The organism is Amorphus sp. MBR-141 (genome assembly GCF_053628695.1).
The window spans coordinates 375,771-397,505 of sequence record NZ_JBRJGW010000002.1 but is presented as its reverse complement, the minus strand read 5'-3'; the positions used below and the strand labels follow the sequence as shown (position 1 = coordinate 397,505).

Below are 21,735 nucleotides of genomic sequence, written 5' to 3'. Positions count from 1 at the left end.
TCACGTCCCAGTCTAGCATGAGCCGAGCGGCGTCGGGGAGCGCGGTGTCAGCCGCCGATCCCGAGCCGGGCGTGCAGCGCCGACAGCGCCTCGACCAGGTCGATGCCGGCGTACAGGAACCCGTCGATGCCGGCCTCGTGGTAGTCGGCCTCCGCCGTGCCCGGCTTGCCGGCCAGGTAGACGGTGGCGATGCCGGACTGTTTGAGGGCACGGGCGGTGGCCACCGCCATCTCGGCGTAGCGGGCGTCGGAGCCGGCGAGGCAGACGCAACGGACGCCGGCGGTGGCGGCGGCTTCGGCGACCTCCTCCGGCGTGTCGTGGGTGGCTGCGGCCGAGGTCATCAGCCCGCCCGCCTCGAAGGCGGCCTTCGCCCAGCCGGCGCGGGCGGCGTTCTCGGCGAGCGGACCGAGCCCGGCGATCATCACCGTGCGGTCGATGGGGTCCTCGACGGCCTCGGCGGCGTCGCGCAGCGCCTCGAACGGTTCGGCGAGGCGGGTCGCGGGCAGCGGCGCGGTGGTGGTGACGGAGGCGGGCGACGCCGCGGCGCCGGCGCCGATGTCGGCGAGGGTGGCGCCTGCGCTTGCGGCAGCTACGAGGGCGGAGAAGCCGGCGCCGCCGCCTTCGGCCGGGAGGTCCAGCCGCCTGCCGGCGGCCGAGGCCGGCGGCGCATCGGGCGCCGGCAGGACGTCCACGGCGCGGTCGGGCAGCAGCGGAAACTCGGAGGTGCCGACGATCGGCAGCGCGCGGCGGCGCACGGCGGCGGCGCGTCGGTCGCGCTTCTCGGCGATCTGGCCTTGCCACCAGCCGGAGGCGAGCGCGGCCGGCAGCCCGCCCTTGCGCTCGATGGCGCGGAACAGGTCCCACGCCTTGCCGGCGAGTGCCTCGGTGCGCGCCTCCACCCCGCCGGAGCCGGCGGCGGGATCGACGACGTGGTCGACGTGGCTTTCCTCGATGAGCATCGAATGGGTGTTGCGCGACAGCCGCCGGGCGAAGCGGTCGGGCAGGCCGATCGCCTGGGTGAACGGCAGGACGGTGAGCGAATCGGCGCCGCCGACGCCGGCCGCGAAGGCGGCGATCGTGGTGCGCAGCAGGTTCGTGGTGGGGTCGAAGCGGGTCATCATCCGCCACGCCGTCTCCACGTGGACGTGGGTGCGGGCGTCGGCGACGCCGCACTCGGCGGCGACCTTCGCCCACAGGCGGCGCAGCGCCCGGATCTTGGCGATCGTGGCGAACTGGGACTGGTCGCCCGACAGCGCGAAGCCCACCAGCGGCAGGGCGTCGGCGATGGCGAGCCCGCCGTCCACGTAGGCGCGGAGATAGGCGAGCGCGGAGCCCAGCGCCGAGGCGAGTTCCTGGGCGTCGCTGGCGCCGCCGTTGTGGAAGGGGCGGCCGTCGGCGAGGAAGCAGGGCGCGCGGAAGCCGCGCGCGTGCAGGGCGCGCGCCGTGTCGCCGGTGCGCTTCGCCACCGCGTCCCACGAGGCGGAGAGCTTGCCGGCGACGGCGCCGCCGCCGAGCGGGTCGAGACCGAAGTGGAGCTCCACGGCGGCCGGGTCGTGGCCGCGCCGCTCGACGAGGGCGGCGGCGAGCGCCGCGAGGCCGCGGCCGGCGGCACCCGCCTCCAGCCGGATCGGCGCCATGTCGAGCATGACGCCGGACAGCGTGCGGTCGAGGCTGTCGAGATCGGTGACGCGCACGCCGCCGCCGTAGGCGGTGGGGGCGGCCGGCAGCACCAGCGTCAGGCCGGCCGCCCCCGCGTGGAGCTCGCGCAGGGCGATGTCGTTGGCGGTCTCGGGATCGGGAAGGTCGATGCGCTGGATCGCCGCCCAGGGACCGGCGCCGGCGCGGCCGAGCGGCACGGAGGTCGTGGACGGAGGATAGAGCGGCGCCAGCTCGATGCCGTCGTCGGTGGTGGCGACGAGGCTGTCGAACGGGCGGCCCTTGAGGGCCTTGTCGACGGCGGCGCGCCAGGCGGCTTCGGTGGCGGCGGTCTCGTCGAGGCGGAAGAGGGCGTTCTCGTCCACGGGGCTTCTCTCGTCCTTCGCGGGTGGGGCCAACCGGTTATGGCGCCGTCGCGTGGCCCGACGCAAGCGCAAGGGTGCGCACGCCCAGGTCGCACGCCGTCCGGGAGGTCCGCCTTGACCCAGCGCAGCCGGACGCGGGCCGCGTCCGGCCGTCGCCGGTCAAGAGGTCATTTCAGTAGGTCATCATCGGGGTGAGCGACTTGGCATGGGCGACCCACGCCTCGACGCGCTTTTCGCTCGGCACCAGCCGCACCAGCTTCTTCTTGCCGTTCACCTCGGCCATCTTCTCGGCGAGGTTGGAGGCCTTGCGGGTGCGCAGCTCCTTCACGGTGTCGACACCGGCCGCCTCGAGCAGCTCGGAATACTCCTCGCCGACGCCGCGCACGCGCATCAGGTCGGCCATGTTGGCCCACTTGAGGATCTGCTTCTCCTGCAGCCCGGTGGCAGAGGCGACGGCCTTGCGGCCCTTCGGATCCTTGGCGCGCTGAAGCAGCGTGGCGGTGGTCTTGATGCCGGCGGCGGCCAGCTTCTCGGTGTAGGCCGGCCCGATCCCCTCGATCCTGGCAATCGAATAGTTCGACATCGCAGCGTCTCCCTCTCCGTTTTTTATGTGCAACCCGACGGGGACATGATGCCGTCGTTTCGCCGTCCCGGCTAGCTGGGAGGGAGAGGGAGAGGCTGCGCGCCGGAGGGACCCGTCAGACGAACTGGGAGAGGCCCGGGATCTTCTGGACGACACGGTCGACGGCCTCGTCGCCGGCGTGCTCGCGGGCGTACGCCACCAACTGCTTCACCACCGTCTGGACCTGGCCCATGTCGAGGCCGGCGGCGGTCAGCTCGTTGAAGGCGGCCATGGCGCCCATGCCGCCGCCCATCAGTCCGCCGAGGCCGCCGAGAAGTCCGGACTTGCCGCCTTCGCCGCGCTCTTCGATCATGTGCTCGGCGCCGGGCATCTTGTCGATCAGTTCCTTGGTCTCCGGCGGCCCGTCGCGGTTCAGGAAATTGACGATGATCGAGATCGCCTTTTCCGCCGTTCCGCGGTCGAGGCCGGTCCGCTCCACGATGCGGTCCACCAAAGCGTCCATGTCGTCACTCCCGTTCCGGGTCAGATCGTTGCGTCTGGTCGCAGATAGCCACAGGAGCGGGGCCGGGAACAAGGCCCGGGCCGGCAAATCCCGTGCGGCGTCGCCGGTCGCGCCGGTGCGCGCCGATTGAGGCGATCAGGGTGCGGCTCTATAAGCGGGAAAACGGCGGGAGGGACGCGGCATGCTGCTTCGAGACGATGCGATCTTTCTGGGGGCGAGCGGTCAGCCCGAATATCTGCTTCTCAAGCGCGCCAACCGGCACGGCCTGGTGACCGGCGCCACCGGCACCGGCAAGACGGTGACGCTGCAGATTCTCGCCGAGGGCTTTTCGCACGCCGGCGTGCCGGTGTTCTGTGCCGACGTGAAGGGCGACCTCTCCGGCATCGCGGAGACGGGTGCGCCCAAGGACTTCCTGGAAAAGCGCGCCGGCAAAATCGGCTTCGCCGACGAATATGCATTCTCCTGCGCCCCGACGGCGTTCTGGGACCTGTTCGGCGAGCAGGGACATCCGATCCGCACGACGGTGTCGGAGATGGGACCGCTGCTCTTGTCGCGGCTGATGGACCTGAGCGACGCCCAGGAGGGCGTGCTCAACATCGTCTTCCGGCTCGCCGACGACCAGGGCCTGCTGCTGCTCGACCTGAGGGACCTGCGCGCGCTGATCGCCCATGTCAGCGAGAAGGCCGACGAGCTGTCGCGGCTCTACGGCAACGTGTCGAAGGCCTCGGTGGGGGCGATCCAGCGGCAGCTGCTGGTGCTGGAAGAGCAGGGCGGCGACAGCTTCTTCGGCGAACCGGCGCTCGCCATCGCCGACCTGATGAAGACCGATCCGGCAAGCGGCCGCGGCGTCGTCAACGTGCTGGCCGCCGACAAGCTGATGAGCAGCCCGCGCCTCTACGCGACGTTCCTCCTGTGGCTGCTGTCGGAGCTGTTCGAGGAACTGCCGGAGGTCGGTGATCCGGACAGGCCGAAGCTGGTGTTCTTCTTCGACGAGGCGCATCTGCTGTTCGACGAGGCGCCGAAGGCGCTGGTCAACAAGGTCGAGCAGGTGGTTCGGCTGATCCGCTCGAAGGGTGTCGGCGTCTATTTCGTCACCCAGAACCCGCTCGACGTGCCCGAAGCCGTGCTCGGGCAGCTCGGCAACCGGGTGCAGCACGCGCTGCGCGCCTTCACGCCGAAGGACCAGAAGGCCGTCAAGGCGGCCGCCGACACGTTCCGGCCGAACCCGGACCTCGACACCGCCCAGGCCATCACCGAGCTTGGCGTCGGCGAGGCGCTCGTGTCGACCCTCGACCTGGAGGGCGTGCCGTCGATGGTCCAGCGCACGCTGATCCGTCCGCCGGAGGGCCGTCTCGGGCCGATCACCCCGGAGGAACGCCAGGCGATGCTCGCCGCCAGCCCGCTCGCTGCGGCCTACGACACGCCGGTCGACCGGGAGTCCGCCTACGAGATGCTCACCGGCAAGGCCGAGGAGAAGATGCAGACCGCCGAGGAGGGGACGGTGGCGCCGGAGCCCGATCAACCCCTCCCGAAGGACCAGCCGGGGGCTCAGGAGGAGAGCGGCGGCGGCATCGGCGGCTTCCTCGGGTCGATCTTCGGCACCGGCAGCGGCCGCAGTCGCCGGCTGTCGTCGTCGCAGCGTGTCGCCCGCAGCGTCGCCCGGAGCCTGTCCAACCAGGTGGCCGGCGAGATCGGGCGCCAGGTCGGCGGGAGGTCCGGTTCGACGGTGTCGAAGGCCGTGGTGCGCGGCGTCCTCGGCAGCCTGCTGCGCAGATAGGCCGTGGCGCGAAATGGCAAGACGGAACGAGTGCGTTCGACTTGTGTTTGTGATTCACGACGGAATCACGAGAGCGGATCTAGATGCGTGGAATTCTGATTGTCTTTGTGGCGATCTCGGCGGTCCTGGGGATCGTGTTGATGGGGCTGGCGGTGCGGGACGGCGGTTTCGAACAGGCCGGGCAGGTGGTCGACCGACAGGTGGACGCCGCCGGGTCGGACGCCAAGCAGGCGATCGAACAGGCCGGCGACGCGATCGAGCGCCGCACCGACGAAGTCGTCAGCTCGGACTGAGCCGCGCCCTTCCTGCCCCTCCCTGCCGCTCCTGCCGGGTGCCCGCACCGCCTCGGTTCATCTGTCCGGTCGTCCGGTCGCGAAGGGGCAGATGCCTGGCCTCGCCACGTCACGCGCCCGCCGTTGCGGTTGCGGCGGGCCATCAACCTGCGCCATAGGTGGATGGCTCAGCGGGTTCGAACCCATCCGAGGCCGTGGACCCGCTGGACCCATTCGTTTTTCCGCAATTTCGGATGAAAACCGAAGCCGGTTTTCCTGACATTGCTCCAGACGGTGCAGCGAGGCGACCATGAGCATCGACGCGGTTCTCGCCCGGATCGACCGGGATCTCGACCAGAGTCTCGAGCGGCTGTTCTCCCTTCTCAGAATTCCGTCGATTTCCACCGATCCGGCCTACGCGGGCTCCTGCCGGGAGGCGGCCCAGTGGCTCGCCGATGCGCTGTCCGAGCTCGGCTTCGATGCCAGCGTGCGCCCGACGGACGGGCAGCCGATGGTGGTGGCCCACTATCCGGCGGGATCGCGCGATCCCGAGGGGCGGGTGCTGTTCTACGGCCACTACGACGTCCAGCCGGTCGATCCGCTGGAGCTGTGGGAGTCCGACCCGTTCGAGCCCCGCATCGCCACCCGGCCCGACGGCTCGAAGATGATCGTTGCGCGCGGCGCCGCCGACGACAAGGGCCAGCTGATGACCTTCGTTGAGGCGGCGCGTGCCTGGATCGCCGAGACCGGCAGCCTGCCGGTGCCGGTGACCATCCTGTTCGAGGGCGAGGAGGAGTCCGGCAGCCCCAGCCTGGCGCCGTTCCTCAACGCCAACGCCGAGGAACTGAAGGCCGAGGCGGCGCTGGTCTGCGACACCGGCATGTGGGACCGGGACACCCCGGCGATCTCGGTGTCGCTGCGTGGTCTCGTCACCCATGAGTTCACCGTCACGGCGGCCGACAAGGACCTGCATTCCGGCCTGTTCGGAGGGGCGGCGCGCAACCCGAACCATGTGGTGGCGCGGATCCTGGCCGACCTCCACGACGCCGACGGCCGCGTCACCGTCCCCGGCTTCTACGACGGCGTCGCGGAGACGCCGGCCGACGTGCGGGCCCAGTGGGACGGCCTCGATTTCTCCGAGGCGGAGTTCCTCGGCCAGGTCGGGCTGAAGACGCCGGCCGGTGAGGCCGGCCGCAGCGTGCTCGAGCAGATCTGGGCGCGCCCGACGGCGGAAGTGAACGGCATGATCGGCGGCTACACCGGCGCCGGCTTCAAGACGGTGATCCCGTCCCAGTCCTCCGCCAAGGTGTCGTTCCGCCTGGTCGGCGAGCAGGATCCGGCAAAGCTCGTCGAGGCGCTGCAGGCCTTCGTGCGCGCCCGGGTGCCCGAGGATTGCACCGTCACCTTCACCAGCCACGGCGCCAGCCCGGCCCTGAAGATTCCCCTCGACAGCGCGATCCTGCAGACCGGCAAGGCGGCGCTTGCGGCGGAATGGGAGGTGGATCCGCTGATGATCGGCATGGGCGGATCGATCCCGATCGTCGGAGCCTTCAAGAGCAAGCTTGGGATGGACACGCTTCTCGTCGGCTTCGGGCTCGACGACGACCGCATTCACTCGCCCAATGAAAAGTATGAGATGTCCAGTTTTCACAAGGGCATGCGATCGTGGGCCCGGATGCTCGGAATGTTGTAGCGTCGCGTGATTCGGAAGACGAAGGCGCCGATGCGCCGAAGATGAGCGAAGGGATGGGGACATGGCGAGCCTGGACGTAGAAAAGACCGCACGGTCGGTATTCGGAGATCTGCACCGCAACTGGGGATGGCTGCTCGCGCTGGGCATCCTGATGGTGGTGCTCGGCATGGTCGGCCTCGGCATGACCTACTGGCTGACCGTCTTCGCCGTCATCTGGTTCGGCGTGCTCGCCGGCATCGGCGGCATCGCCCAGCTCATCGGCGCATTCCGCCACAAGGGCTGGAAGTCGACGCTCTGGCACGTGCTGATCGGCCTCGTCTACCTGGCGGCCGGCATCGTGATGGTGGCCCTGCCGCTCGCCTCCGCCGTCTGGCTGACGCTGTTCATCGCCGCGTCGCTGATCGCCATCGGCGTGATGCGGCTCGTGATGGCCTTCCAGGTGAAGGGCGGCGCGGCGATCTGGCTGGGACTGGCCGGCGCCGTCTCGATCCTGCTGGGCGGCATGGTGTTCGCCAACTGGCCGATCTCCGGCGCCTGGGTCATCGGCCTGTTCGTGGCGATCGACCTGATCTTCCACGGCATGGCGCTGATTTCCGTGGCGCTGGCGGCGCGCTCGCTGCCGATGGACCCGCCGGCCGGCAAGCCGGCGCGCTGATACGGCCCAGTCGGCGCCGGAATCAAGACCTGGAGCAACTCCGCTTGGTTCGGATCGTGCCGATCTGAGCGGGAAATGCTCCAGCGCCGGCGCCGACTGCCGCCCGTCGCCCTGCCGCCGCGGGTGGCGCCCGGTCGCACCGCTTCGCTTGTGCCGGCTCGGTGAACGGGCGTACGGTCCGGCGCGGGCGCGACGCGGGGACATCAACGGGAGAAGCCGCCATGTGGCCGGACCGCCGTGTAACCGATCTTCTGGAAATCGACCTGCCGATCATCCAGGCGCCGATGGCGGGCGCCCAGGACGGCGCGCTGGCGGCGGCCGTCTCCGCCGCCGGCGGGCTCGGAAGCCAGCCCTGCGCCATGCTGTCGCCCGACGGCATCCGCGCCGAGGTCGCCACGATCCGGGCCGCGACCGACAAGCCCTTCAACCTCAATTTCTTCTGCCACGCCGCCAGCGATCCCGATGCGGACGCGCTGGCCACCTGGAAGGCGCGGCTCGGCGACTATTATGTCGAGCTCGGCCTCGACCCGCGCATGGAGGTGAGTGCCCCCAACCGGGCGCCGTTCGACGCCGCGATGGCGGAACTGGTCGACGAGCTCGGGCCGGCGGTGGTGAGCTTCCATTTCGGGCTGCCGTCGGAAGACCTGCTCGAGCGGGTGAAGGCAACCGGCGCCGTGGTGCTGTCGTCGGCGACGACGGTGGCCGAGGCGCACTGGCTGGAGGATCACGGCGTCGACGCGATCATCGCCCAGGGCGCCGAGGCGGGCGGCCATCGCGGCATGTTCCTGACCCGGGCGGTCGCCTCCCAGGTGGGCACCTTCGCGCTGGTCCCTCAGGTGGTCGACGCGGTGTCGGTGCCGGTGATCGCGGCGGGCGGCATCGCCGACGGGCGCGGCATCGCGGCGGCGTTTGCGCTGGGTGCGTCGGCCGTCCAGATCGGCACCGCGTATCTGCTGACGCCCGAGGCGACGATTTCCGATCTGCACCGGGCGGCGCTGGTCCACGGCAGCGCCGACGAGACGGCGCTGACCAACGTGTTCTCGGGAAAGCCGGCGCGGGGTCTGGTCAACCGGGTGATGCGCGAGGTCGGGCCGCTGGCGCCCGAGGCGCCGCCGTTCCCGACGGCGGGCGGGGCGCTGGCGCCCCTGAAGGCGAAGGCCGAGCAGTCCGGGTCGCCGGACTTCTCGTCGCTGTGGTCCGGCCAGGCGATGACCCTGGCGCGGGCCGAGCCGGCCGCCGCCGTCACCCGGCGGCTGGCGGCGGAGGCCGAGGCCTGCCTGGCGCGGCTGGCGGGGTAGCGCGCCGGCCTGAGCGCGTCGGCCCGCAGGCCGCGTCAGTCCAGGGTGAGAAGCCCCTCGACCGACGGCAGCACCGCCGCAGGCGGCAGGTCGTGGTACTCGTCCGGCTGGTCGGAGCGGTTGATCCAGACGGTGCGGAAGCCGTAGGCGCTGGCGCCGGCGATGTCCCAGCGGTTCGACGACTGGAAGGACACGGCCTCGGGAAACACCCGGAAGCGGTCGGCCACCAGCTCGTAGACGGCCTCGGCGGTCTTGTAGGTGCGGATCTCGTCGACCGAGACGATCTCCTCGAACAGGTCGGCGATGCCGGCCGAGGCGGCGGCGGTCTCCAGCATCGACGGCGATCCGTTCGACAGGATGGCGAGGCGGGCCCCCCTGTCGCGGAGCGCGGTCAGCACCTTCGGAATTTCCGGATAGCAGTCGAGGCTGCGATAGGCCTCCAGCAGCCGGTCGCGCAGGCCTGCGTCCACGCTCGGCACCTTGCGCAGGGCGAAATCGAGGGCCTGCTCGGTGAGGGTCCAGAAGTCCTCGTAGCGGCCCATCAGCGCCCGGACCCAGGAGTATTCGAGCTGCTTCTGGCGCCAGATGTCGGACAGGAGCGGGGCGTCGGCGCCGATCCCGCCGGAATGGCGGCGGACGGCGGCATGGACGTCGAACAGCGTGCCGTAGGCGTCGAAGACATAAACGGCGTGGGCCATCGTCGGGCTCCCATCGGTTGAGCGTCCGTTCTGCACGCCTGCGGCGGCTGCCGCAAGACCGCTGTTGCGGTGCGGCAGCGCCGGGGCGCATCGGCCGCGGGGGAAGGGGACCCATGCGACGGGTAGGCGTGCCGGCCCGGTCGAACGGCGCGCGCGGGCGGCGATGGCGTGGTTGGGCGGGGCGGAGAGCAATATCCTGCCCAGATCGGTCGGGAATCGGGCCGACTTGAGGACGTTTTTCCCGGCGGCGGCGGCAAGGTTGACGGCGTGCCGGGATCGGCGTTCGATCCCGGCCCTCAGGTGGCAGATGAAGGATCGGTGCGATGACCGAGTGGTCTGAGACGTGGACCTGGCTCGACGGCGATTGGATCGCGGGCAATCCGCCGATCATCGGGCCGCGCACCCATGCCGCCTGGCTGGGCTCCAGCGTGTTCGACGGGGCGCGCTCCTTCGAGGGCGTGATGCCCGACCTCGACCAGCACTGCGCGCGGGTGAACCGCTCGGCCGAGGCGCTGGGTCTGAAGCCGACGATGTCGGCGGGCGCGATCATGGAGCTGACCCGGGAAGGGGTCGGCCGGTTTGACAAGGAGACGGCGCTCTACATCCGGCCGATGTACTGGGCGGAGGACGGCGGCTACATGGCGGTTGCCGCCGATCCGGAGACGACGCGGTTCTGCCTGTGCCTCTACGAGACGCCGATGCCGGGGCCGTCGGGAACTTCGGTGACGGTGTCGCGGTTCCGCCGGCCGTCGCTGGAGACCATGCCCACCAACGCCAAGGCGGGCTGCCTCTACCCCAACAACGCCCGCGCCCTGATGGAGGCGCGCCGGGGCGGCTTCGACAACGCGCTGGTGCTCGACATGCTGGGCAACGTCGCCGAGCTCGCCACCTCCAACGTCTTCCTGGTGAAGGACGGCAAGGTCGCGACGCCGGCCGCCAACGGCTCGTTCCTGGCCGGCGTCACCCGCAGCCGGGTGATGGATCTGCTGGGCCGGGACGGATACGAGGTGCACGCTACCACGCTGACCGTCGCCGACTTCATGGATGCCGACGAGATCTTCACCACCGGCAACTACTCGAAGGTGGGGCCGGTGACCCGGATCGAGGACCGCGAACTGCAGGCCGGCCCGGTGGCCGCGCGCGCCCGCGCGCTCTACTGGGACTGGGCGCACGCCTGAGCGGGCCGGGGTCGGGCGCCGCGGCCGCGCCGGGGGCGGGCGACGCATCGTGTGCGCATTCGCCCGCCGGGCGGCCGCGCGCTGCAACCGAAGCGCCGCTTCGGCGTTGTCCCGACAACGCGAGCCGCTTATGGTCTCGCCGACGGCGGCACCAGCACCGAAGCGGTGAACCCGGGGTGCCGCCCAAACCCCGGTTTGCACGGAGGAACACCATGGCGTTCGAACTTCCCGCCCTGCCTTACGATTACGAAGCGCTCCAGCCCTACATGTCCAAGGAGACGCTCGAGTATCATCACGACAAGCACCACAACGCCTATGTCACCACCGGCAACAAGCTGATCGAAGGCACCGGCCTTGAGGGCAAGTCGCTCGAGGACATCGTCAAGGAGAGCTACGGCTCCAATCCGGGTCTCTTCAACCAGGTCGGCCAGCACTACAACCACACCCATTTCTGGAAGTGGATGAAGCCGAACGGCGGCGGCAAGTCGCTGCCGGGCAAGATCGCCGAGCGCGTCGACGCCGATCTCGGCGGCTACGACAAGTTCCGCGAGGCGTTCATCAACGCCGGCACGTCGCAGTTCGGGTCGGGCTGGGCCTGGCTGGCGCTGCGCGACGGCAAGTTCGAGGTGATGAAGACCCCGAACGGCGAGAACCCGCTGGTGCATGGCGCGACGCCGCTGCTCGGCTGCGACGTGTGGGAACACTCCTACTACATCGACTACCGCAACGCCCGGCCGAAGTATCTCGAGGCCTGGTTCGACAGCCTGGTCAACTGGGACTACGTGCTGGAGCTGTACGAGGCGGCCTGACCGCCCCTCCCGTATCTGCGGACATCTCTGAAAACGCTGTCGCCGGGATCCGGCGGCAGCGTTTTTCGTTTTGGGGGGTGTTGGGAAGCGCTCAGCTGCGCGGCTTGCACTGGTTGTAGATCTGCAGCCCGGTGACGAACACCTGGGCCTGCTTGCGCCAGGCCTCGCACTCGGCCTGGGTCGGGAAGCAGCCGGCGAAGGAAATGGCGGCGGCGCGGCCGTCGGCCTCGCGGTTGCCGGAGACGCGGCCCTCCCAGGCGAAGGTGGGGTTGCGGCGGCAGTCGGGCGCCGCGCGCTGGAGCTGGGAAATCAGATATTCGGTGGAGGGAGCGGCGGAGACGGGCGCGGCCGCGCCGGTGCCGAGCAGCACGGCGGCGGAAAGGCCCAGGATGCGGGCGAGCGCAATCATGACGGGTGACCTCGGTACGACGTTCGCGATTGCGGAGAATGCTAGTCGACGGCCGCCCGCCCCGCGAGACACACCGACGTGTGCGGGTGGGCAATCACGCAGAAGTGTCGGACGCCGCGGGGCGCGGTCTGATCAGCGTTCGCGGCACTCGTCGTAGATGATGCGGCCCTGCATGGAGCCGGTCATCCGGAGGCGCCACAGGGTGCATTCCCGCAGCGTCGGGAAGCAGCCGACGAGCGACACGGCCTGCTCGTGCTCGTAGTAGGTGCTTTCGGAGTTGCCGGAGACGCGGCCCTGCCAGGGCGCGGTCGGGCGCGCCGCGCAGCTCGGGGTCATTGCGCGCATGTCGGGGTTCGACAGCGGCGGCGGGCCCAGCCAGTGCTTGAGGAAGCCGAGAGACACTTCGGCCGACGCCGGAGCCGGCAGAACCGTGAGGGCGGCTGCCGCGAACAGGCCGGCGGCAAGGGTGCGAAATGCGGAGCGGGTCATCAAAGCCTTCCGATGGTCAGGGCACGCGACGGGCACCCGAGCAGCACGCGGGCACGAGATCCATATAGGAACGGTCCGGCCGTTTCGCTGCCCGCCGATGGGACGGGCACCGGGCGGGCACCGGTCCGCAGCCTGACCCGGCTCCGGCCGGAGTGCCGGGGCCAGGCCGAGCGCTGTGCGCAGAATCCCACGTCCCGACCGACGGAGCAAGCACGCCAGCACGCACGGGCCCGTTCCACCTGCGGAGGGAGCCGACTCCGACGCCGTGGCCGCGCCCCATCCATCCGTACCTCGGCCAGGTCCCGTCGATCCGCTGCTGCAGCCGATTCGAAGATGGTCCGGCGTCAGCGCTGCCTGCAGGTGGCGAAGATGAGCCGGCCGGTCACGAAGCCGGAGGCCGGGCCGAGCCACCGTTCGCACTCCTGCTTGGTCGGGAAGCAGCCGAGAAAGGAGACCGGCACCGACCGGTCGTTGCCGGGGTCGATGGCATTGCCGGAAACCCGGCCTTCCCAGCGGTAATCGGGATGTTCGTGACACAGCGGCACGTTGTTCTGGATTCTGATCGCCTGCTCGAACGCCGACTGCGCCAGCGCCGCTCCCGTCGTCAGAGCCAGGATCAGAGCCGCCACCCCCAGCCGATTCCGCATTGGTTTCTCCCCACCGTCAACGCCAACCACACGGCGACTGTTCGCGGCCGGAGGGCCGGGCGTCAAGGCCCTCTCAGGGCAACGAAGCCGGCCTCCCGGCCCGGCCGGGATCTTCCAGGGCTGCGATCTCGAGGATCATCTTCCGACGGACGGCATCGGCGAACGTCGTCGTCGCATCGGCGACCATCACGAACGCGCCGGGACCGCCGGTGACGTCGCGCTCGTAGTGCAGCCGGAGCTGGGGCGCCGGCATCGCCATGGACAGGCCGCCCGGCCGGCTGATCAGCAGCGCGTTGATGACAATGCCGCGGGCGACGGCGTCGTCGCGGGCCGCCGTCACCGGACGCCCGCCGATGTTCGGACCGTCCCCCGACACGTCGATCACCCGGCGCAGGCTTTCGATGTCGTTGGTCTCGATCTTGTGGACGGAATAGTCGATCGCCGCGGAAATGGAATTGTAGCCGTAGGCGGCGCGTGGAGCGGCGACCAGCGCCTCGGCGAAGCGCTCCGCCGAGGCGCTGTCCTCGATGATGGTCCAGTCGACGATGGTGTGCTGGGAGGCGGGCCCGCCCCATTCGACATAGGCAATGGCGATGCGGCCGTGGATGCCGGTCACGATGGTGCGCATCACCTCCACGCTCCGGATCGCATCGGCGTAACCCTGGCGCTGCAGCTGCAGTTCGTCGTCGTCGATGGAGCCGGACCCGTCGGCGGCGAGGACCAGTTCCACGTCGACGGCCTCTGCCGCCGCTGCCGGAGAGGCAGCCAGCAGCGCCGCCAGGAGGATCCACGTTCGCTTGGTCATGTCCGCCTCGCCGCAAGAACAGGGCCGGTCGGACGATCGGCCGGCCTGATAGGGGAACTGGGGCGGGGCGCGCATCCGGCAAGGCGGGTGGCAACCGGCAACGCTCCATGGCCTTGATCTCGGGCCTCATCGGGGCATAAAGCCGGGACCGGAGCCGCGCCCGTTGGTCTGCGCCGCACGGCGGCGCCTCCAGCGGATGGAGCCGCCGGCACGGATCGAGGAGAGCACGATGACGGGTCCGATGTGTGTCGCCTGCGGGACCGAGTTCCCGGACGCTCCTGCGCCGGAGATCTGCCCGATCTGCGCCGACGAGCGCCAGTTCGTGCCGGCGGGCGGTCAGGCCTGGACCAGCCGCGCGGCGCTCGCCCGAACCCACCGCAACGCCTTCCACGAGGTGGAGCCCGGCCTCCTCGACATCGGCACGGAACCCGGCTTCGCCATCGGCCAGCGGGCGTTCCTGGTGTCGACGCCGCACGGCAACGTGCTGTGGGACTGCCTGTCGCTGGTCGATGACGCGACGGTCAGGCTCATCGAGGGGCTGGGCGGGCTCGCCGCGATCGCGATTTCGCATCCGCACTTCTATTCGGCGATGGCGGCGTGGAGCGCGGCGTTCGGCGGCGTGCCCGTGTGGCTGCACTCGGCGGACCGGGAGTGGGTCATGCGCAGCGGCGAGGCCGTCCGGTTCTGGTCCGGGGACGCGACGGAGCTGCTTCCCGGCCTCACGGCCATCCGCACCGGCGGCCATTTCGCCGGCGGTGCGGTGCTGCACTGGGCCGGCGGTGCAGAGGGGCGCGGGACGCTCCTGACCGGCGACCTGCTGCAGGTGGCGCCGGACCGGCAGTCGGTCTCGTTCCTGCGCAGCTATCCGAACATGGTGCCGCTGTCGGCCAACGTGGTCCGGCGCATCTGCGCCCGCATCGAGCCGTTCGCCTTCGACCGGATCCACGGCGCCTTCCGCGGCCGCACCATTGAGAGCGGTGCCAAGGCGGCGGTCGCCCGCTCGGCCACCCGCTACATCGACGCCATCGAGGGGCGCGGGCCGGCCGACGCGGAGGAGTAGGGGGAGAGGAAAGCTACCGGTCCCAAGGGTTTATGATCCGGACGCCGGTCGCCGCGAAATCCTTCTCGTTTCGGGTCATGACCGCCATGCCTTGAACGCTTGCGGTCGCGGCGATGAGGCCATCCGAAACCGCCAGCGTCTTGCCGGAGTCCCGGCAGTTCGCAGTCATTTCACCCCATCGCTGCGCAACCGCGGTATCGACAGGCAGGATCCGATCAGCATAACCGGCCTCCAGACCAGCGAGCCATGCGGTCAACCCGTCCCGTCGTGCTCCTGCTGCAAGCCTTGCGATGCCGGCGGTCAGTTCACCGATCGTTATGACGCTGAAGAAGACGTCGCCCGGATGGAGCGCGGAGACCGCGTCCTTCACCTGCCGGAGACCGTTGGGATGCCGGACTTCCGAAATGACGCAGGTGTCGACGAGGACACGCATTACAGGTCGCGCATGGACGACCGGTCGCGCTCGATCTGTACGTCTTCCAGCGACGGACCGGACAGCAGGTAATCGACGACGTTTTGACCAGTGCCGGTGAGGCGCTGGTAGTCCGTCTCAGACAGGATGATGACGGCCTCACGGCGGCGCGTCACCCGCTGTGGACCTTCCTTCAGCGCCCGGCGCACCACTTCGCTGAAGCGGTTCTTGGCGTCTGCGAGCTGCCAAGTCATCAGGCGATCCTTATTCTAGCTAGAGTGTCTAGATTAAATGGATCATATGTGGCGCGAGTCAACGAAAAAAGGGGACGGACCGCCACGGCCCGTCCCCGAAAGATCTCTGGATTGGGAATGCGGAAGCGTGGATCAGCTCCCGATCCGCTCCTCCACCGCCTCGGTGATGGTCAGCGCGAAGGCCTGGACGAGGGCGACCTCCTCGAGCCGCTTGAAGCGGCCGGAGGCGCCGCCGTGGCCGGCATCCATGTTGGTCTTGAACAGGATCAGCGGGTCGTTGGTGGCGGTGGCGCGCAGCCGCGCCACCCACTTCGCCGGCTCCCAGTAGGTCACCCGCGGGTCCGACACGCCGGCCAGCACCAGCATCGCCGGGTAGGCCTGGTCGGTGACGTTGTCGTAGGGGCTGTAGGCGTGCAGCCGGTCGAACGCCTCGGTGTCCTCGATGGGGTTGCCCCATTCGGGCCACTCCGGCGGCGTCAGCGGCAGCGTCTCGTCGAGCATGGTGTTGAGCACGTCGACGAACGGCACCTCGGCGACGATGCCGCGGAAGCGGGCGGGCGCCATGTTGGAGATCGCCCCCATCAGCATGCCGCCGGCCGAGCCGCCCTGGGCGACGATCCTGTCGGGGGCCACCCATTCGTCCGCCACAAGGCCTTCGGCCACGGCGATGAAGTCGGTGAAGGTGTGGGTCTTCTTCTCGCGCCGGCCGTCGCGGTACCAGTGGTAGCCCTTGTCGCGGCCGCCGCGGATGTGGGCGATGGCGTAGACGAAGCCCCGGTCGACCAGCGACAGGAAGTTTGTGTTGAAGCTGGCCGGGATGGTGATGCCGTAGGAGCCGTAGCCGTAGAGCAGGCACGGCGCCGTCCCGTCGATCGGCGTGTCGCGCCGATAGAGGATGGAAACCGGCACCTCCTCGCCGTCGGGGGCGGTGAAGTGGAGGCGGCGGGTGGCGTAGCGGGCGGGATCGTGCCCGGACGGCACCTCCTGCTGCTTGCGCAGGGTCCGCTCGCGGGTCGTCATGTCGTAGTCGTAGACGCGGGCCGGCGTCGTCATCGACGAATAGGTGAAGCGCAGCATGGTGGTGTCGTATTCGTAGCCGCCGACCAGCCCGAGGCTGTAGGCCTCCTCGTCGAAGGCGATGGCGTGTTCGTGGCCGTCGGCGAGATCCCGGATGACGATGCGGGGCAGCCCGTCCTCGCGCTCGAGCCGCACCATGTGGCCGGCGAACACGGTCATCGACAGGATCAGCCGGCCTTCCACGTGCGGCACCAGCTCGCGCCAGTTCTCGCGGTCGGGCGCATCGACAGGCGCGGTGACGATCCGGAAGTCCTCGGCGCCGTCGGCATTGGTGAGGATGTAGAGGAGGTCGCCGGCGCCGTCCTCCACGTCGTATTCCTGCTCGGTCAGGCGGGGGGCGACCAGGCGCGGCGGTCCGTCGGGCGCCTTGGCGTCGATCAGGTAGACTTCCGAGGTCTCGTGGTCGTGGGTGTCGATGACGATGAACCGGTCGGACAGGGTGCGCCCGACGCCGACGAAGAAGCCCGGATCGGCCTCCTCGTAGACGAGCACGTCGTCGGCAGACGGAGTGCCGAGGGTGTGGCGGTAGACCCGCGCCGGGCGGTGGTTCTCGTCGAGCTGGATGTAGAACAGGCTGCGGCCGTCGTCGGCCCAGACGATGCTGCCGGCGGTGTTCTCGATGGTCTCCGCCTTGTCGGTGCCGGTGGCGAGATCGCGCAGGTGCACGGTGAAGAGTTCGCCGCCGGTCTCGTCGGAGGCCCAGGCGAGCCAGGCGTGATCGGTCGAATGCTCGACGCCGCCGAGCCGGAAGTAGGCCTTGCCCTCGGCCTCGACGTTGGCATCGAGAAGGACAGTCTCGGCGCCGCCGTCGCGGGCGGTGCGCACGATGAGCGGCTGCTCGGCGCCTTCCACGAAGCGCACGCCGTAGGAGTAGGGACCGTCCGGGGAGAGGACGGCGGAATCCTCCTCCTTGATGCGCCCCTTCAGTTCGTCGAACAGCGCCGCCTGCAGCCCGGCGGTGCCGGCCATCATGTCGGCGGCGTAGGCGTTCTCCGCCTCGAGATAGTCGCGGATGTCCGGCGCCAGCACGGTCGGATCCCGCATGACGTCGCGCCAGTTGTCGGCGCGCAGCCATGCGTAGGGGTCGACGAGCCTGCGGCCATGGACGGTGCGGTCGACGGGAGCGACCGCTGCGACCGGTGCGACGGGCACGGCGACGTTCATCACTTCAGCCGTCATTCGGGGGTCGATCCGCCGGCGGCCTCGGGTTCGAAGTCGAGGGCGACGCCGTTCATGCAGTAGCGCTCGCCGGTCGGCCGGGGGCCGTCGGGGAAGACGTGGCCGAGATGGGCGTCGCAGGTCGCGCAGCGGATCTCGACGCGGGTCATGCCGAACGCGTGGTCCTCGTGCCGGGTCACGGCGTCCGGCGTGATCGGCTCGAAGAAGCTCGGCCAGCCGCTGCCGGATTCGTATTTGGCATCGGTGCGGTAAAGCGGCGCACTGCAGCACACGCAATGGAACACGCCGGGGCGCTTTTCCTCCAGGTAGGGGCCTGAAAAGGCGCGCTCGGTGCCGTGGTTACGGGTCACCTGGTACTGTTCCGGCGTCAGCTCGGCGCGCCATTCGGCGTCGGACTTGCTGACTTTGGTCTTGCTGTCGGTCATGTCGGAGGATCCTGTTGGAGCGCTGCGTGGCAAATGCGGCGCATGGCAGACATGGCCAGACTTAAGAAGTCCGATCAAGCCGGACAAGCCGGATGCCGGGAACCCTTTCTTGAACAAGAATGGTTCCGGGGTGCGTCAATTTTCTCCCTCCGGTCGCTTGCCCGCGGTTCGGGTGGACTATATTCACGCAATCTGCGGAACTCGATCCGTACGTCCTTGGCGATGCCAAGCCCATCGTTTGCGTCCGGCACCAACGCCGGCTCTTATCCAGGAGGCGCCCGCGCATGCCGCCGAGTGCGATCGACGGAACGCTCCTATTTGCGCTTGCGCCGTTCGTCGCCGCTGCTCTCGGTCCCTGGCTGACGGGCATTGCCGGGCATCGCGCCGGGTGGATCCTGGCCATCGTGCCCGCGCTCCTCTTCGTTCACTTCGCCGGCATGCTGCCGACGGTGGCCGACGGCACCGTCCTGCACGCGGCCATCGCCTGGGCGCCCTCCCTGTCGATCAACTACTCGATCCGTATCGACGGGCTGTCGCTCGTCTTCGCGCTGCTGATCACCGGGATCGGCACGTTGATCGTGATCTATTCCGGCGGCTACCTGAGGGGCCACGCTCACCAGGGACGGTTCTTTTCGTTCATCCTGATGTTCATGGGCGCGATGCTGGGGCTCGTGCTGGCCGACGACCTGATCTCGCTGTTCATCTTCTGGGAGCTGACGTCGATCACGTCGTTCCTGCTGATCGGTTTCGACCATGCGCGCTCCGCGGCGCGGCGGGCAGCGCTGCAGGCCCTGGTCATCACCGGCGGCGGCGGCCTGGCGCTGCTGGCCGGCTTCCTGCTCATCATGGCGGCGACCGGCGCCTCCAGCATGACCGACGTCCTCGCCGGCGGCGACATCATCCGCGACAGCGGCATCTACGTGCCGGTGCTGATCCTCGTGCTCGCCGGCGCGTTCAGCAAGTCGGCCCAGGTGCCGCTGCATTCGTGGCTGCCGAACGCCATGGAGGCGCCGACGCCGGTGTCGGCCTACCTGCATTCGGCGACCATGGTGAAAGCCGGCGTCTATCTGCTGATGCGGATGAACCCGGCGCTCGGCGACACCGCCCTGTGGACGACGATCCTGCCGATCTTCGGCGGCGCGACGTTCCTGGTCGGCATGGTGATGGCGGTGCGCAACACCGACCTCAAGCAGATCCTCGCCTACACGACGGTTGCCTCGCTCGGCCTGCTGGTGATGCTGACCGGCATCGGCACCAAGCTCGCGATCGAGGGCGCGGTGCTCTATCTCATCGCCCACGCGCTGTTCAAGGGCGGCCTGTTCATGGTCGCCGGCACCATCGACCACGAGACCGGCACCCGCGAGATCACCGGGCTCGGCGGCCTGCGCGGCGCGATGCCGATCACCTTCGTGGCGGCGCTGCTGGCCTGCATTTCCATGGCCGGCCTGCCGCCGATGATCGGCTTCGTCGCCAAGGAAGTGCTGTACGACGGGGCGTGGCAGGCGGGCGGGATCTCGCTGCCGCTGATCGTGGCCCTGGTCGGCAATGCGCTGATGTTCGCGGTCGCGGCGATCCTGGTGGCGAAGCCGTTCTTTGGGCGCCGCCCGGAGCTGCCGAAGCACGCCCACGAGGGGCCGATTTCCCTCTGGCTCGGCCCGCTCACGCTGGCGCTGCTGTCGCTTGCGGCGGTGGTCCTGCTGGCCGAGACGGGACACTACCTGGTCGGTCCGATGACCAGCGCGATCGTCGGCGAGCCGCTGGAGATCCACCTGCACCTGTTCCCGAGCGAGATCACGCCGCCGGTCATCCTGACGCTGATCACCATCGCCGCCGGGATCGTTCTGGCGCTGGTGTTCACGCCGATGCGCGCCGCCTTCGCCGGACTGGTCACGGCGATCGGCTGGGGTCCGGACCGCGGCTTCGACCAGGTGCTGCGCTCCCTGGTGTTCTTCGCCAGCGGCATCAGCGACTTCTTCCAGCCCGGCCGGATGAAGGGCTACGTGTCGATCACCTTCACGGTCACCGCCGCCGCGCTGCTGGTGCCCATGTGGCTGTTCGACGAATGGCCGAGCTTCTCGGTCGCGTGGCCCGACGCGCCGTTCTATTTCTGGGTGGTCTTCGGCATCGCCGCCGCCAGCCTCTGGGCGGTGCTGGTGTCGGCGACCCGCCTGATCGCCATTGTGACGCTCGGTATCCAGGGCACGATGGTGGCGATCATCTTCATGCTCTACGGCGCCCCGGACCTGTCGTTCACCCAGTTCATGATCGAGGTGCTGTCGGTCATCATCCTGACGCTGGTGATGACGCGCCTGAACCTGAGCCCCAGCGACCACCGGAGCTGGGGCACGCGGCTGCGCGACAGCACCATCGCGCTGGCCTGCGGGGCGGGCTTCGCGCTGACGCTCATCGCGGTAGTGGAGCATCCGTTCGATCCGCGGCTGTCGGAATTCTTTGCCGACTATTCCCGCGTGATCGCCCATGGGCGCAACATCGTGAACGTCATCATCGTCGACTTCCGCGCCCTCGACACGCTCGGCGAGATTGCGGTGGTGATGATGGCCGGTCTCGCCATCCTGGCGGTGATCCGGCTGCGCACGCGCGAGAGCGGTGACCGGAAGGCGACGCCAGATCTCGACGATGGGGAATCGCTCAAGGAGGCGGCGCGCGACGCATGAACACGATCATCTTTCGCACCATTGCGCCGTTCCTGGCCGCGCTGGCGGGGCTGTTCTCCGTGTTCGTCCTCCTGCGCGGCCACAACGAGCCCGGCGGCGGCTTCATCGGTGGCCTGATCGCGGCGTCGGCCCTGGCGATCTACGGCATCGCCTGGGGCGTCGCACCGGTCCGCCGCGCCATCGTCGTTCATCCGATCACGCTTGCCGGCTTCGGCGTCTTCCTGGCGGCGATCGCGGGCTTTCTGTCCATCTTCACCGGCAACGCCTTCCTGCACGGTCTGTGGATCACGCTCCATGTCTTCGGCGTCGAGATCCCGCTGTCCTCCGTCATGTTGTTCGACATCGGCGTCTACTTCACCGTCGTCGGGGCCATCTCGACCATCGGGCTGACGCTCGAGGAGCCGGGGTACGACTGATGGAACCGGTCTTCGCAGTCCTCGTCGGGATGTTCTTCGCCGCTGGGATCTATCTGATCCTGTCGCGGCGCACCGTGCGGATCATGATCGGCATCGTCATCCTCGGAAATGCGGTCAACCTGCTGATCTTCACGGCCGGCCGGCTGACGGTGGCGGTGCCGCCGATCATCCCGCACAACCTGCCGTCGCCTGAGGATGTGGTCGCCAACCCGCTGCCCCAGGCGCTGATCCTGACCGCGATCGTCATCTCGTTCTCGCTGTTCGCGTTCCTGCTGGTGCTGAGCTACCGCGCCTTCCAGGACCTCGGCACCGACGACATCGACGAAATGCGCGACGCGGAACCTGCCGAGCGGCCGTTGCCGCCGATGGAGTACTGACGTGGCGGGACCGGCCTTCTCCGT

General features: G+C 69.4%; 23 protein-coding genes. 11 read left to right on the top strand and 12 right to left on the bottom strand.

Annotated features, from left to right (window positions below):
* Window positions 1–47: 47 nt before the first annotated feature.
* The 3 genes from ACSSVZ_RS04420 to ACSSVZ_RS04410 form a co-directional block, all read right to left on the bottom strand.
* Window positions 48–2,021, bottom strand: coding sequence for a methylmalonyl-CoA mutase family protein (locus ACSSVZ_RS04420; protein ID WP_453968521.1), 1,974 nt, complete (start codon window positions 2,019–2,021; stop codon window positions 48–50).
* A 172-nt stretch (window positions 2,022–2,193) separates the two neighbouring features.
* Window positions 2,194–2,604 (bottom strand): DUF4332 domain-containing protein, encoded by a 411-nt coding sequence (locus ACSSVZ_RS04415; RefSeq protein WP_453968520.1) that lies wholly within the window; start codon window positions 2,602–2,604, stop codon window positions 2,194–2,196.
* 115 nt (window positions 2,605–2,719) lie between these two features.
* Window positions 2,720–3,106 (bottom strand): DUF2267 domain-containing protein, encoded by a 387-nt coding sequence (locus ACSSVZ_RS04410; RefSeq protein WP_453968519.1) that lies wholly within the window; start codon window positions 3,104–3,106, stop codon window positions 2,720–2,722.
* Window positions 3,107–3,287: 181 nt separating this feature from the next.
* Between ACSSVZ_RS04410 and ACSSVZ_RS04405 the strand changes: the two genes are divergently transcribed.
* The 5 genes from ACSSVZ_RS04405 to ACSSVZ_RS04385 all read left to right on the top strand — a co-directional run bounded on the left by ACSSVZ_RS04405 (window position 3,288) and on the right by ACSSVZ_RS04385 (window position 8,801).
* The gene (locus ACSSVZ_RS04405) at window positions 3,288–4,883 is read left to right on the top strand and encodes a helicase HerA-like domain-containing protein (protein ID WP_453968518.1); all 1,596 of its coding nucleotides are present in this window, start codon (window positions 3,288–3,290) and stop codon (window positions 4,881–4,883) included.
* Window positions 4,884–4,966: 83 nt separating this feature from the next.
* The gene (locus tag ACSSVZ_RS04400) at window positions 4,967–5,176 is read left to right on the top strand and encodes a hypothetical protein (RefSeq protein WP_453968517.1); all 210 of its coding nucleotides are present in this window, start codon (window positions 4,967–4,969) and stop codon (window positions 5,174–5,176) included.
* A 289-nt stretch (window positions 5,177–5,465) separates the two neighbouring features.
* The gene (locus ACSSVZ_RS04395; RefSeq protein WP_453968516.1) at window positions 5,466–6,848 is read left to right on the top strand and encodes a M20/M25/M40 family metallo-hydrolase; all 1,383 of its coding nucleotides are present in this window, start codon (window positions 5,466–5,468) and stop codon (window positions 6,846–6,848) included.
* Between the two features lie 61 nt (window positions 6,849–6,909).
* A complete protein-coding gene (locus ACSSVZ_RS04390) occupies window positions 6,910–7,503 on the top strand; it encodes an HdeD family acid-resistance protein (RefSeq protein WP_453968515.1) in 594 nt (197 codons plus the stop codon).
* A gap of 221 nt (window positions 7,504–7,724) precedes the next feature.
* Window positions 7,725–8,801, top strand: a complete 1,077-nt coding sequence (locus tag ACSSVZ_RS04385; protein ID WP_453968514.1) for an NAD(P)H-dependent flavin oxidoreductase — start codon at window positions 7,725–7,727, stop codon at window positions 8,799–8,801.
* Window positions 8,802–8,836: 35 nt separating this feature from the next.
* On the opposite strand, the gene ACSSVZ_RS04380 is transcribed toward ACSSVZ_RS04385, so the two are convergent.
* On the bottom strand, window positions 8,837–9,499 hold the full coding sequence (locus tag ACSSVZ_RS04380; protein ID WP_453968513.1) for a haloacid dehalogenase type II: 663 nt from the start codon (window positions 9,497–9,499) through the stop codon (window positions 8,837–8,839).
* A gap of 323 nt (window positions 9,500–9,822) precedes the next feature.
* Here ACSSVZ_RS04380 and ACSSVZ_RS04375 point away from each other — a divergent pair, with 323 nt between their 5' ends.
* A complete protein-coding gene (locus ACSSVZ_RS04375; protein ID WP_453968512.1) occupies window positions 9,823–10,677 on the top strand; it encodes a branched-chain amino acid aminotransferase in 855 nt (284 codons plus the stop codon).
* Window positions 10,678–10,889: 212 nt separating this feature from the next.
* On the top strand, window positions 10,890–11,486 hold the full coding sequence (locus tag ACSSVZ_RS04370; protein ID WP_453968511.1) for a superoxide dismutase: 597 nt from the start codon (window positions 10,890–10,892) through the stop codon (window positions 11,484–11,486).
* A 91-nt stretch (window positions 11,487–11,577) separates the two neighbouring features.
* On the opposite strand, the gene ACSSVZ_RS04365 is transcribed toward ACSSVZ_RS04370, so the two are convergent.
* The 4 genes from ACSSVZ_RS04365 to ACSSVZ_RS04350 form a co-directional block, all read right to left on the bottom strand.
* Window positions 11,578–11,895, bottom strand: a complete 318-nt coding sequence (locus ACSSVZ_RS04365; protein ID WP_453968509.1) for a hypothetical protein — start codon at window positions 11,893–11,895, stop codon at window positions 11,578–11,580.
* 132 nt (window positions 11,896–12,027) lie between these two features.
* Window positions 12,028–12,384 (bottom strand): hypothetical protein, encoded by a 357-nt coding sequence (locus tag ACSSVZ_RS04360; RefSeq protein ID WP_453968508.1) that lies wholly within the window; start codon window positions 12,382–12,384, stop codon window positions 12,028–12,030.
* A gap of 344 nt (window positions 12,385–12,728) precedes the next feature.
* Window positions 12,729–13,031: a hypothetical protein gene (locus ACSSVZ_RS04355; protein WP_453968507.1), complete on the bottom strand. Its 303-nt coding sequence runs from the start codon at window positions 13,029–13,031 to the stop codon at window positions 12,729–12,731.
* A gap of 73 nt (window positions 13,032–13,104) precedes the next feature.
* Window positions 13,105–13,836, bottom strand: a complete 732-nt coding sequence (locus ACSSVZ_RS04350; protein WP_453968506.1) for a DUF1194 domain-containing protein — start codon at window positions 13,834–13,836, stop codon at window positions 13,105–13,107.
* Between the two features lie 229 nt (window positions 13,837–14,065).
* On the opposite strand from ACSSVZ_RS04350, the gene ACSSVZ_RS04345 reads away from it, so the two are divergent.
* The gene (locus ACSSVZ_RS04345; RefSeq protein WP_453968505.1) at window positions 14,066–14,896 is read left to right on the top strand and encodes an MBL fold metallo-hydrolase; all 831 of its coding nucleotides are present in this window, start codon (window positions 14,066–14,068) and stop codon (window positions 14,894–14,896) included.
* Between the two features lie 13 nt (window positions 14,897–14,909).
* Here the strand turns inward: ACSSVZ_RS04345 and ACSSVZ_RS04340 are convergent, their stop codons facing one another.
* The 4 genes from ACSSVZ_RS04340 to msrB all read right to left on the bottom strand — a co-directional run bounded on the left by ACSSVZ_RS04340 (window position 14,910) and on the right by msrB (window position 18,243).
* Window positions 14,910–15,329, bottom strand: a complete 420-nt coding sequence (locus ACSSVZ_RS04340) for a PIN domain-containing protein (protein ID WP_453968504.1) — start codon at window positions 15,327–15,329, stop codon at window positions 14,910–14,912.
* A complete protein-coding gene (locus tag ACSSVZ_RS04335; protein ID WP_453968503.1) occupies window positions 15,329–15,562 on the bottom strand; it encodes a type II toxin-antitoxin system prevent-host-death family antitoxin in 234 nt (77 codons plus the stop codon). The genes ACSSVZ_RS04340 and ACSSVZ_RS04335 overlap by 1 nt, the downstream gene beginning before the upstream one ends.
* Window positions 15,563–15,694: 132 nt before the next feature.
* On the bottom strand, window positions 15,695–17,818 hold the full coding sequence (locus ACSSVZ_RS04330; protein WP_453968502.1) for a S9 family peptidase: 2,124 nt from the start codon (window positions 17,816–17,818) through the stop codon (window positions 15,695–15,697).
* Window positions 17,815–18,243 carry a peptide-methionine (R)-S-oxide reductase MsrB gene (gene msrB / locus ACSSVZ_RS04325; protein WP_453968501.1) on the bottom strand — a complete coding sequence of 143 codons (429 nt, stop codon included), beginning with the start codon at window positions 18,241–18,243 and terminating at the stop codon, window positions 17,815–17,817. The genes ACSSVZ_RS04330 and msrB overlap by 4 nt, the downstream gene beginning before the upstream one ends.
* Before the next feature lie 284 nt (window positions 18,244–18,527).
* On the opposite strand from msrB, the gene ACSSVZ_RS04320 reads away from it, so the two are divergent.
* Genes ACSSVZ_RS04320 through ACSSVZ_RS04310 form a run of 3 tightly spaced genes read left to right on the top strand, consistent with a single transcriptional unit; the run spans window position 18,528 to window position 21,711 of the window.
* Window positions 18,528–20,918 carry a putative monovalent cation/H+ antiporter subunit A gene (locus tag ACSSVZ_RS04320; protein WP_453968500.1) on the top strand — a complete coding sequence of 797 codons (2,391 nt, stop codon included), beginning with the start codon at window positions 18,528–18,530 and terminating at the stop codon, window positions 20,916–20,918.
* Complete coding sequence (locus ACSSVZ_RS04315; RefSeq protein ID WP_453968499.1) at window positions 20,915–21,334, top strand: MnhB domain-containing protein; 420 nt, start codon at window positions 20,915–20,917, stop codon at window positions 21,332–21,334. Before ACSSVZ_RS04320 ends, ACSSVZ_RS04315 begins: the two co-directional genes overlap by 4 nt.
* Window positions 21,334–21,711: a Na+/H+ antiporter subunit C gene (locus ACSSVZ_RS04310; protein ID WP_453968498.1), complete on the top strand. Its 378-nt coding sequence runs from the start codon at window positions 21,334–21,336 to the stop codon at window positions 21,709–21,711. Before ACSSVZ_RS04315 ends, ACSSVZ_RS04310 begins: the two co-directional genes overlap by 1 nt.
* The last annotated feature ends 24 nt before the right edge of the window (window positions 21,712–21,735 follow it).

Coding starts and splice junctions, on each gene's coding strand:
- ACSSVZ_RS04415 (WP_453968520.1), bottom strand. CDS start 2,604: ATGTCGAACTATTCGATTGCCAGGATCGAGGGGATCGGGCCGGCCTAC.
- ACSSVZ_RS04410 (WP_453968519.1), bottom strand. CDS start 3,106: ATGGACGCTTTGGTGGACCGCATCGTGGAGCGGACCGGCCTCGACCGC.
- ACSSVZ_RS04405 (WP_453968518.1), top strand. CDS start 3,288: ATGCTGCTTCGAGACGATGCGATCTTTCTGGGGGCGAGCGGTCAGCCC.
- ACSSVZ_RS04400 (WP_453968517.1), top strand. CDS start 4,967: ATGCGTGGAATTCTGATTGTCTTTGTGGCGATCTCGGCGGTCCTGGGG.
- ACSSVZ_RS04395 (WP_453968516.1), top strand. CDS start 5,466: ATGAGCATCGACGCGGTTCTCGCCCGGATCGACCGGGATCTCGACCAG.
- ACSSVZ_RS04390 (WP_453968515.1), top strand. CDS start 6,910: ATGGCGAGCCTGGACGTAGAAAAGACCGCACGGTCGGTATTCGGAGAT.
- ACSSVZ_RS04385 (WP_453968514.1), top strand. CDS start 7,725: ATGTGGCCGGACCGCCGTGTAACCGATCTTCTGGAAATCGACCTGCCG.
- ACSSVZ_RS04380 (WP_453968513.1), bottom strand. CDS start 9,499: ATGGCCCACGCCGTTTATGTCTTCGACGCCTACGGCACGCTGTTCGAC.
- ACSSVZ_RS04375 (WP_453968512.1), top strand. CDS start 9,823: ATGACCGAGTGGTCTGAGACGTGGACCTGGCTCGACGGCGATTGGATC.
- ACSSVZ_RS04370 (WP_453968511.1), top strand. CDS start 10,890: ATGGCGTTCGAACTTCCCGCCCTGCCTTACGATTACGAAGCGCTCCAG.
- ACSSVZ_RS04365 (WP_453968509.1), bottom strand. CDS start 11,895: ATGATTGCGCTCGCCCGCATCCTGGGCCTTTCCGCCGCCGTGCTGCTC.
- ACSSVZ_RS04360 (WP_453968508.1), bottom strand. CDS start 12,384: ATGACCCGCTCCGCATTTCGCACCCTTGCCGCCGGCCTGTTCGCGGCA.
- ACSSVZ_RS04355 (WP_453968507.1), bottom strand. CDS start 13,031: ATGCGGAATCGGCTGGGGGTGGCGGCTCTGATCCTGGCTCTGACGACG.
- ACSSVZ_RS04350 (WP_453968506.1), bottom strand. CDS start 13,836: ATGACCAAGCGAACGTGGATCCTCCTGGCGGCGCTGCTGGCTGCCTCT.
- ACSSVZ_RS04345 (WP_453968505.1), top strand. CDS start 14,066: ATGACGGGTCCGATGTGTGTCGCCTGCGGGACCGAGTTCCCGGACGCT.
- ACSSVZ_RS04340 (WP_453968504.1), bottom strand. CDS start 15,329: ATGCGTGTCCTCGTCGACACCTGCGTCATTTCGGAAGTCCGGCATCCC.
- ACSSVZ_RS04335 (WP_453968503.1), bottom strand. CDS start 15,562: ATGACTTGGCAGCTCGCAGACGCCAAGAACCGCTTCAGCGAAGTGGTG.
- ACSSVZ_RS04330 (WP_453968502.1), bottom strand. CDS start 17,818: ATGACGGCTGAAGTGATGAACGTCGCCGTGCCCGTCGCACCGGTCGCA.
- msrB (WP_453968501.1), bottom strand. CDS start 18,243: ATGACCGACAGCAAGACCAAAGTCAGCAAGTCCGACGCCGAATGGCGC.
- ACSSVZ_RS04320 (WP_453968500.1), top strand. CDS start 18,528: ATGCCGCCGAGTGCGATCGACGGAACGCTCCTATTTGCGCTTGCGCCG.
- ACSSVZ_RS04315 (WP_453968499.1), top strand. CDS start 20,915: ATGAACACGATCATCTTTCGCACCATTGCGCCGTTCCTGGCCGCGCTG.
- ACSSVZ_RS04310 (WP_453968498.1), top strand. CDS start 21,334: ATGGAACCGGTCTTCGCAGTCCTCGTCGGGATGTTCTTCGCCGCTGGG.